10 protein-coding genes and 1 pseudogene are annotated in these 8,226 nt (G+C 70.1%); 1 reads left to right on the top strand and 10 read right to left on the bottom strand.

The window, feature by feature from the left end; genetic code table 11:
* Positions 1–132: 132 nt before the first annotated feature.
* From QM626_RS06560 to QM626_RS06520, 9 genes are all read right to left on the bottom strand, one after another.
* A complete protein-coding gene (locus tag QM626_RS06560) occupies positions 133–825 on the bottom strand; it encodes an endonuclease/exonuclease/phosphatase family protein (protein WP_415075218.1) in 693 nt (230 codons plus the stop codon).
* Between the two features lie 60 nt (positions 826–885).
* Positions 886–1,722, bottom strand: coding sequence for a tRNA pseudouridine synthase A (locus QM626_RS06555; protein WP_415075216.1), 837 nt, complete (start codon positions 1,720–1,722; stop codon positions 886–888).
* Positions 1,723–1,959: 237 nt separating this feature from the next.
* Complete coding sequence (gene rplQ / locus QM626_RS06550) at positions 1,960–2,493, bottom strand: 50S ribosomal protein L17 (RefSeq protein ID WP_415075214.1); 534 nt, start codon at positions 2,491–2,493, stop codon at positions 1,960–1,962.
* A gap of 41 nt (positions 2,494–2,534) precedes the next feature.
* Positions 2,535–3,524, bottom strand: a complete 990-nt coding sequence (locus QM626_RS06545; RefSeq protein ID WP_415075212.1) for a DNA-directed RNA polymerase subunit alpha — start codon at positions 3,522–3,524, stop codon at positions 2,535–2,537.
* 138 nt (positions 3,525–3,662) lie between these two features.
* Entirely contained in the window at positions 3,663–4,061 is a 399-nt protein-coding gene (gene rpsK / locus QM626_RS06540; protein WP_047544506.1) for a 30S ribosomal protein S11, read from the bottom strand.
* Positions 4,062–4,093: 32 nt separating this feature from the next.
* Positions 4,094–4,468 carry a 30S ribosomal protein S13 gene (gene rpsM, locus QM626_RS06535; RefSeq protein WP_415075210.1) on the bottom strand — a complete coding sequence of 125 codons (375 nt, stop codon included), beginning with the start codon at positions 4,466–4,468 and terminating at the stop codon, positions 4,094–4,096.
* A gap of 137 nt (positions 4,469–4,605) precedes the next feature.
* Positions 4,606–4,722 carry a 50S ribosomal protein L36 gene (gene rpmJ, locus QM626_RS06530; protein ID WP_005050492.1) on the bottom strand — a complete coding sequence of 39 codons (117 nt, stop codon included), beginning with the start codon at positions 4,720–4,722 and terminating at the stop codon, positions 4,606–4,608.
* 62 nt (positions 4,723–4,784) lie between these two features.
* Entirely contained in the window at positions 4,785–5,006 is a 222-nt protein-coding gene (gene infA, locus QM626_RS06525; RefSeq protein ID WP_005050493.1) for a translation initiation factor IF-1, read from the bottom strand.
* A gap of 161 nt (positions 5,007–5,167) precedes the next feature.
* Positions 5,168–5,941 (bottom strand): alpha/beta fold hydrolase, encoded by a 774-nt coding sequence (locus QM626_RS06520; RefSeq protein WP_415075220.1) that lies wholly within the window; start codon positions 5,939–5,941, stop codon positions 5,168–5,170.
* Positions 5,942–6,092: 151 nt separating this feature from the next.
* Between QM626_RS06520 and QM626_RS06515 the strand changes: the two genes are divergently transcribed.
* Positions 6,093–7,394, top strand: coding sequence for a cell division initiation protein (locus tag QM626_RS06515; RefSeq protein WP_415075202.1), 1,302 nt, complete (start codon positions 6,093–6,095; stop codon positions 7,392–7,394).
* 390 nt (positions 7,395–7,784) lie between these two features.
* Here the strand turns inward: QM626_RS06515 and QM626_RS06510 are convergent.
* A pseudogene (locus QM626_RS06510) lies at positions 7,785–8,226 on the bottom strand (4-amino-4-deoxy-L-arabinose transferase); the annotation flags it as partial.

Below are 8,226 nucleotides of genomic sequence, written 5' to 3'. Positions count from 1 at the left end.
TCGAGGGCGCCCGCCGGCTGCGTCGCGCCCGCGCGCGGTTCGGCGCGGCGCTGCTGGACGCCGCAGGGCTCCATGTGCTGCGCATCGGCCGCATGCGGTCGCGCCGAAGCGTCTGACCGCTGCCGCGGCGCCTCAACCGGCCAGTCGCCGCTGGGCCGGGGTGGGATTCGCGGTCACCAGGATGGGCAGGTGGTCGCTGAGCCCCTGCGGCAGGGTGCGCACGCCGGCGATGTCGAAGCCGGCGGACGTCGCGAAGTCGTAATGCCCGCGGAAGAACCGGTACCGCGTGTAGGTGCGGGCGTCGCTGAGCGTGAGCTCGTACCCCTGGTCGCGCACCCGCTCCCCCAGCTTCTCCTTGAACACCGGATAGTTGTAGTCGCCCACCATGAGCGTCGGCAGGCCCGGCCCCAGGTCCTGCAGCTCTGCGAGCGCCGTGCGGATCTGATGCCGGCGGAGGGAGTTCAACGCGGTCAGGGGCGCGGCGTGGAACGACGCGACGATGAACTCGTGTCCGTCGTCGATGTCGAACAGCCGGACGCCGAGCATCCGCTCCTCGGCCGGCTTGAGCACCCGGTCGTGCAGCGACTTCTTCAGTGAGATCGCCCGCACCTCGCCCAGCCGGAATGCGCTGACCCGGTAGTAGACCGCGAGACCGAGCCGGTTGCGCTGCGTCGCCTCGGCCAGCTGCAGGCCGGCGAGGGTCGCCGGGATCTCCGATGTGTCGGCCTCCTGCAGACACAGCACGTCTGCGCCGTGCGCGTCGACGAGCTCGCCCAGCTCGACGGCCGCGCGGTGCTTGCGCAGGTTGTATGAGATCACCTTCATGGTCGTCTCACCATAGCCCGCGACGGTGACCGGCTCGCGTCCTCTTGACGAACGCTCAGGTCACTGCGGCTGGCGACGGGCGCGCGTCTGCTCGGCCCGGGCGGCGAGCAGCTCGTCGGCAGGGTACCCCACCTCGGCGAGGGTGAGCCCCCGCGCCGCGAGCACGGCGAACGCGCTCGTGCGGACGACCTCCTCGCGAAGCCGCACGACATCGGCGACCGTCAGCCGGCCGGAGCCCACCGCGACGCAGGCGCCCACGAGCCCCCGGACCATGCTGTGACAGAAGGCGTCCGCCGTCGCCTCCGCCACCAGCACGCCGTCCGGCCCGCGACGCCAGCCGAACGCGAGCAGAGTGCGGATCGTCGTGGCCTCCTCCCGCGGCTTGCAGTACGCCGCGAAGTCGTGCAGCCCGATCAGCGAACGCGCGGCCGTGTCCATCGCCCCCTCGTCGAGCACCCCGCGCACGCGCGTGGTGCGTGCGCGCTCGAGGGGGTCGTAGCCGGGGACGTCATCGGCGACACGGTATTCGTAGCGACGCCAGACGGCCGAGAAGCGCGCGTCGAATCCCTCCGGCGCGACGCTCGTGCGCGACACCGTCACGTCCGGGTACGGCCCGAGCACGCCGCGGATGCGGTGGGCGAGATCCGCGACCGCGTCGTCGCCGCCGCGGCGGGCGACGAGTCGTGCGCGCTGCGCGTCGTCGAGGTCGAGATGGGCGACCTGACCGCTCGCGTGCACCCCGGCATCGGTACGACCCGCCACGACCAGCCGCGGATCGCCGCCCAGGACGCGGGCGATCGCGGTCTCGAGCACACCCTGCACGGTACGCAGCCCTGGCTGCCGGGCCCAGCCGCGGAAGTCGGTGCCGTCATAGGCGATATTCAGACGGATCCGCACCCGATCAGCCTAGCCACCGGCCTCGGGCAAACGACGTGGAGGGGACGGATGGGGACCTGCCCGGCGCTTCGGGTCCGCTGTGGGACAGCATCCGCCCCGCATCCACGTTGTCTGCGTCCACGGTACGGGGCGGGTCTTCCCAGCGGGGATTATTGCCGGAGTCTTGTCGAGATCTTGTCAGAACGACGGGACCCGCGTGGACGAGCGTCCACGCGGGTCCCGTTCCGGAGCAGCGGATTACTCCGACTTCTCCTCGACGGCCTCGGCCTCGGCAGCCTCGTCGGCCGGAGCCTCGGTCTCCTCGACCTCGTCCGCCGGCGCCTCAGTCTCCTCGACGGCCTCGGTCTCCTCGACCGCGGGCTCGGGCTCGACGGCATCCGCCTTCTTGGCCGGCTTCGACGCCTTCTTGACAACGGGCTCGAGCACGAGCTCGATCACGGCCATCGGAGCGTTGTCGCCCTTGCGGTTGCCGACCTTGGTGATGCGGGTGTAGCCGCCCTCGCGCTCGGCCACCAGCGGCGCGATCTCGGTGAACAGGACGTGCACGACTTCCTTGTCACCGATGACCGACAGCACCCGGCGACGAGCGTGCAGGTCGCCGCGCTTCGCGAAGGTGATCAGACGCTCGGCCAGCGGACGCAGGCGCTTGGCCTTCGTCTCGGTGGTCTTGATGGACTTGTGCGTGAACAGGGCCGCGGCGAGGTTCGCGAGCAGCAGACGCTCGTGGGCGGGGCCGCCTCCGAGGCGGGGACCCTTCGTGGGCTTAGGCATTTCTCAATACTCCAGATCGAAACGTTCGGGTGCGGGCCTGATCAGGCGTTCTCGTCGTCGTAGCCGCCGTAGAAGTGGGCGCCGTCGAAGCCGGGCACCGAGTCCTTCAGCGACAGGCCGAGGGAGATCAGCTTGTCACGCACCTCGTCGACCGACTTCTGCCCGAAGTTGCGGATGTTCATCAGCTGCGTCTCGGAGAGGGCGACCAGCTCCGAGACGGTGTTGATGCCCTCGCGCTTGAGGCAGTTGTACGAACGCACCGACAGGTCGAGGTCCTCGATGGGCATCGACAGCTCGTTGGTCAGGACGGTCTCGACCGGCGCCGGGCCGATCTCGATGCCCTCGGCCTCGACGTTGAGCTCGCGGGCCAGGCCGAACAGCTCGGTCAGGGTACGGCCGGCGGAGGCGACGGCATCGCGCGGCGAGATCGCCGACTTGGTCTCCACGTCCAGCACCAGCTTGTCGAAGTCGGTGCGCTCGCCGGCGCGGGTCGCGTCGACGCGGTAGCTGACCTTGAGCACCGGCGAGTAGATCGAGTCGATCGGGATCTGGCCCGCCTCGGCGTACTCGTTGCGGTTCTGGGTGGCCGACACGTAGCCGCGTCCGCGCTCGATGGTGAGCTCGAGCTCGAAGCGCGCGGTGTCGTTGAGGGTCGCGATGACCAGCTCCGGGTTGTGCACCTCGACACCGGCCGGCGCGGAGATGTCGGCCGCGGTGACCTCGCCCGCGCCGGTCTTGCGCAGGTAGGCCGTGATGGGCTCGTCGCGCTCGCTGGAGACGACCAGCTGCTTGATGTTGAGGATGATCTCGGTGACATCCTCCTTGACCCCCGGGATGGTGCTGAACTCGTGCAGCACGCCGTCGATGCGGATGCTGGTGACGGCGGCGCCGGGGATGGACGACAGGAGGCTGCGACGCAGCGCGTTGCCGATGGTGTAACCGAAGCCGGGCTCGAGCGGCTCGATGACGAAACGGCTGCGGAACTCCCCGATCTTCTCCTCGGTCAGGGTGGGACGCTGTGCGATGAGCACGATGTGTTCCTTTCGGCTAAGTGCCCGCTATATGACACTTGCAGTTGCTGAGATGTTGAGTTGTGGCCGGAGCGCGCGAGGCGCCCTCGCGTGCGGACGCCGGAGCATCCGATGACGGATGCCCCGGCTCGCGGAACGTCAGACGCGGCGGCGCTTGGGCGGACGGCAGCCGTTGTGGGCCTGCGGCGTCACATCCTGGATCGAGCCGACCTCCAGGCCCGCTGCCTGCAGCGAGCGGATCGCGGTCTCGCGACCCGATCCCGGGCCCTTCACGAACACGTCGACCTTCTTGACGCCGTGCTCGGCGGCCTGGCGGGCGGCCGACTCGGCGGCCATGCCGGCCGCGTACGGGGTCGACTTGCGCGAGCCCTTGAAGCCGACGCCACCCGAGGAGGCCCAGCTGATCACGGCGCCCGAGGGGTCGGTGATCGAGACGATCGTGTTGTTGAACGTCGACTTGATGTGGGCCTGGCCCAGCGCGATGTTCTTCTTCTCCTTGCGGCGGGGCTTGCGCGCCGCGGACTTGGCCTGTGCCATTGCTCTGTTCTCCTAAACCTGGGGGCGGGCGCTTAGCGCGCCTTCTTCTTGCCGGCGACGGTGCGCTTGGGACCCTTGCGCGTACGCGCGTTGGTCTTGGTGCGCTGACCGCGCACGGGCAGCCCACGGCGGTGGCGCAGGCCCTCGTAGGAGCCGATCTCGACCTTGCGGCGGATGTCGGCGGCGACCTCGCGGCGCAGGTCGCCCTCCACCTTGTAGGTGCCCTCGATGTGGTCGCGCAGGGCGATCAGCTGGTCGTCGGAGAGGTCCTTGACGCGGATGTTCTCATCGATCCCGGTCGCCGCCAGGATCTCGTTCGAGCGGGTACGGCCGATGCCGTAGATGTAGGTGAGTGCGATCACCACGCGCTTGTCGCGCGGGATGTCGACGCCGGCAAGACGTGCCATGCGATGCTCCTAGGAGTGTGTGGAGGTGTGGAGCAGGGTCGGTGCCCGGGCCTCCGCCCGAGGTGTCCCCTCGCGAGAGGTTCTGACCCTGCCGGTTTCGTGTTCAGTTGTGCACTGCGGCGGTGTGCCGCATCCGTTCAGCCCTGGCGCTGCTTGTGACGCGGGTTCGACTTGCAGATGACCATGACGCGGCCGTGACGGCGGATCACCTTGCAGTGATCGCAGATCGGCTTGACGCTCGGGTTGACCTTCATGATGTTTCCTGTTCGCTGTCTTCGTTCCCGCTGCGCGGGACGTTACTTCTCGGCCGGAGTGCTCAGCGGTAGCGGTAGACGATGCGGCCGCGGGTGAGGTCGTAGGGGCTGAGCTCCACGACCACGCGGTCCTCGGGGATGATGCGGATGTAGTTCTGTCGCATCTTCCCGGAGATCGTGGCGAGCACCTTGTGCCCGTTGGTGAGCTCGACGCGGAACATCGCGTTCGGCAGCGCCTCGGACACCACGCCCTCGATCTCGATGACACCGTCTTTTTTAGCCATAGCCTCGCTGACGCTTCTGCAGACCGGCCGGTCTGCGGTGGATGGGGTAGCGGTGCCGAGTCGCCCTGTCGCCGAGAACCGAGAGGACGGAACGCCAAGAGGGCGCAAAGCACCAAAGATCAACTATACGCCATCCGACATACGTCGCGCTACCACGGCGGTCAGCGGGAGGCGCCGAGGAAGCCGATGCCCGCCTCCCGGAACACGCGCGAGCCCGGGGCGTTGAAATGGTGCCGGCCGGGGATCTCGACGAACCGACCCTGCGGGCACGCCGCGGCGAGCGCCCGTGAGCCCTCGATGATGCCGTCCAGCGTGCCGGTGGCGAACAGGATGGGCTGCGCGGGCGCCGCCGCCGGGTCCGGGTCGGCCTCGCCCGCCGACCGCATCCCCTCGGCGATCGCGAGCAGCGCCCCCAGATCGTTGCCCCCGACCCGTTCGATCAGCTGGACGTAGTTCTGCGTCACCGGGTCGGTCACCGGCGTGCCGTCGACCACGAAGGCCCGCGCCTGCGTGAGATCGAGCCGGCTGAGGGGGACGCCGTCCGGGACGCCGCCGAGGACGACCCGTTCCAGTCGGTCCTCGAGGTCCCTCGCGACCTCCCATCCGACGCGGGCGCCCAGCGAATAGCCGACGTATCGCGCGGTGTCGACGAGGTAGGTGTCCAGGACCGTCTCGACATCCCCCACGAGGGCACGCAGCGCGTAGTCGCGCGGATCGTGCGGCTTCTCGCTGGCGCCGTGCCCGCGCTGGTCGAGCGCGAGCACCCGGTACCCGGCACGCAGCAGGTCGCGCACCCATCCGGTGCTGACCCAGTTGTCGCGCGTGCTCGAGGCGAACCCGTGCACGGCCAGCACGGTGGCGTCGGCGTCGTCGCCCCACGAGTAGGTCGCCAGCCGGAGGCCGTCCGCCGACATGACGTACTGCGGCTCGGGCATCGCGGTCAGTTCGGGCACGTGGGAAGTCTAGGTCGGGGGAGGCGGCATTCACGGGTGATGCATACGATGGATGCGGCAGAGTAGACGCATCGTCCTCCCCGCGTCATCGACGCCCCCTCCTCACAACTCGACGACCAGTAAGGCGCCCGTCATGAGCGACCCGTCCACCGCTTCCGACTCCCCGTTCGACCAGCTCATCCAGTCCGGGCAGGGTGAGCAGACCTACTTCACGATCGGCTTCCGTGGCTACGACCGGCAGGAGGTGGACGCGGCGCTGGCCGATCTGACGACGCGCATCCAGAGCCTCACCGCCGAGCTCGGCGCTCTCGACGACCGGCACCGCGACGAGCTCGACCGCGTGCACGCCCAGAACTCGACGACGCTGGACCAGCTGCGCGCCGAGAGCGAGTCGGCCACGAGCCGGCTCGCCGAGGACCTCGCCGCCGCCCGCGCACAGGCCGCCGAGGCCGAGGCGCAGGTGCAGGCGCTGACCGCGGAGCTCTCGGACGCGCCGCTGGTCGAGCGCGACGGCGACGAGCCCGCCTCGCGTCAGCAGTTCGAGGCCGTGCTGAAGGTGGCCGAGGAGCAGGCCGGCGTCATCATCCAGAACGCCGCCGCCCAGGCCGAGCGGCTGCTCGAGGCGGCGCGAGAGGAGGTCGCGAGCCGTCGCGCGGAGCTGGATGCCGATGTCGCCCGCATCGGCGCGCAGGCTCAGCACGACGCGGATCAGGTGCGCCTCAAGATGGACACCGAGTACACCGCGCACGAGGCGCGCATCGAGCGCGAGTCCTCGCACGCCGCCGAGAAGATCGCCCAGGCCGAGCGCGAGGCCGCCACGATCCGCACGGAGGCCGAGAAGGGCGCGGCCGCCCTGCGGGCGATGGTGACCCGCGAGACGACGCAGCTGCGCTCGGACGCCGAGCGCGACGTGCGGGAGATGAACGCCCGCGTGCTCGAGTTCGAGGAGACGCTCACCCGTCGGCAGGACGACGCCCAGCAGGAGTTCCTCGTGCTGCACAACCAGGCCGTCGCGCACGCGGAGCGCATCACCTCCGACGCGAACGACCAGGTCGCCGCCTCGCTCGAGCACGCGCAGCGGATCTCCGCGAAGGCGGACGACTACGAGAGGCTCATGCGCGCCCAGGCCGCGCAGATCGAGGCCGACGCGAACCTGCGCTCGCGGGAGACGCTCGACCGCGCGAAGGTCAAGGCGCAGAAGATCGTGGAGACCGTCATCGAGCACAGCACCGCCGTGCTCCGGGACGCCGAGGACCGCACACGTCAGCTGCGCTGGCAGCAGCAGCAGCTCACCAGCTTCATGTCCGAGGTGCGCGAGCTCATCCGCCCCGACGGGGTCACCGACCACGTCGTGTCCCAGGACGACACCGCGGACACGACCGACAGCATCGAGACGGCCGACGACACCGTCGTGATCGAGGTCGACGCGGACTGACCCGCGCCGCCGGCACCTGCCGCCCCTGCGCGAGACCTGGGAAAAGCGCCCGCTTCCAGCGCGGCGACGAACGAGTACGCCCATCCCGTCCGGGCAACGCGTCATGACCACGCCGTGAGCCGGTCGCGGCGCCGGCGACACCGGGTCGACGGTCGTCGAAGCGGCCGCCGTTCTTCCTGTTCGTGCGCCGACGACAAGGAGCATCGAAAAACGACGGCCTCTCCCCTCACCGCGCCCGACCGCGCCCTCGACCAGAGGTCACGCACAAGCTCCGCAACCGTTCCGGAACCTCAGCGATTCACGCAACCTCCGTTGCGGTCGGAGATTCCGGCTGAGGTTGTGCGGATCGCTGAGGTTGTGCGGATCGCGGAGGCGCCGGGCGCGGCGGCATCAGGAGCAGTCGTACACCGCATCGCTGGGCGCGTCCGAGGCGATCGTGCAGTTCTGGAGCACCCAGGACCGGATGTCCGCCGACGTGCCGCTGGAGCCGGCGATGCCGCCACCGGTGCTGAGCCCGCCCACGATCACGTACCGGAGATCGCCGTCGGCCACGAGCTGCTCGAACGCGTCGAGCGTCGGCACCGGGTCGGTGCCGTTGAAGCCGCCGATCGGCAGCACCGACTGCCCGCCGGAGTCGATGATCAGCTGCGCGGCGGTCTGCGCGCCGAACGCCGCCGCCAGGTAGGACGCCTCGCCCCGGTTCTGCTCGAGCCAGTCGATGAGCGACGCGTCGGAGCCGGACGAGACGCCGCTGGTCCCGGTGCCGCCGTCGGTCCCGGCGCCCCCGGGCGTGGTGCGCCCGCCCTGGCCGGCCGCGGCCTGCCCGTCGCCC

The organism is Microbacterium sp. (assembly GCF_047606385.1).
Taxonomy (GTDB): Bacteria; Actinomycetota; Actinomycetes; order Actinomycetales; family Microbacteriaceae; genus Microbacterium.
Note: the sequence above shows the minus strand (reverse complement) of the source record. Positions and strands in the feature narration are given on the sequence as shown.

Coding starts and splice junctions, on each gene's coding strand:
- QM626_RS06560 (WP_415075218.1), bottom strand. CDS start 825: ATGAAGGTGATCTCATACAACCTGCGCAAGCACCGCGCGGCCGTCGAG.
- rplQ (WP_415075214.1), bottom strand. CDS start 2,493: ATGCCTAAGCCCACGAAGGGTCCCCGCCTCGGAGGCGGCCCCGCCCAC.
- rpsK (WP_047544506.1), bottom strand. CDS start 4,061: ATGGCACAGGCCAAGTCCGCGGCGCGCAAGCCCCGCCGCAAGGAGAAG.
- rpsM (WP_415075210.1), bottom strand. CDS start 4,468: ATGGCACGTCTTGCCGGCGTCGACATCCCGCGCGACAAGCGCGTGGTG.
- rpmJ (WP_005050492.1), bottom strand. CDS start 4,722: ATGAAGGTCAACCCGAGCGTCAAGCCGATCTGCGATCACTGCAAGGTG.
- infA (WP_005050493.1), bottom strand. CDS start 5,006: ATGGCTAAAAAAGACGGTGTCATCGAGATCGAGGGCGTGGTGTCCGAG.
- QM626_RS06520 (WP_415075220.1), bottom strand. CDS start 5,941: ATGCCCGAGCCGCAGTACGTCATGTCGGCGGACGGCCTCCGGCTGGCG.
- QM626_RS06515 (WP_415075202.1), top strand. CDS start 6,093: ATGAGCGACCCGTCCACCGCTTCCGACTCCCCGTTCGACCAGCTCATC.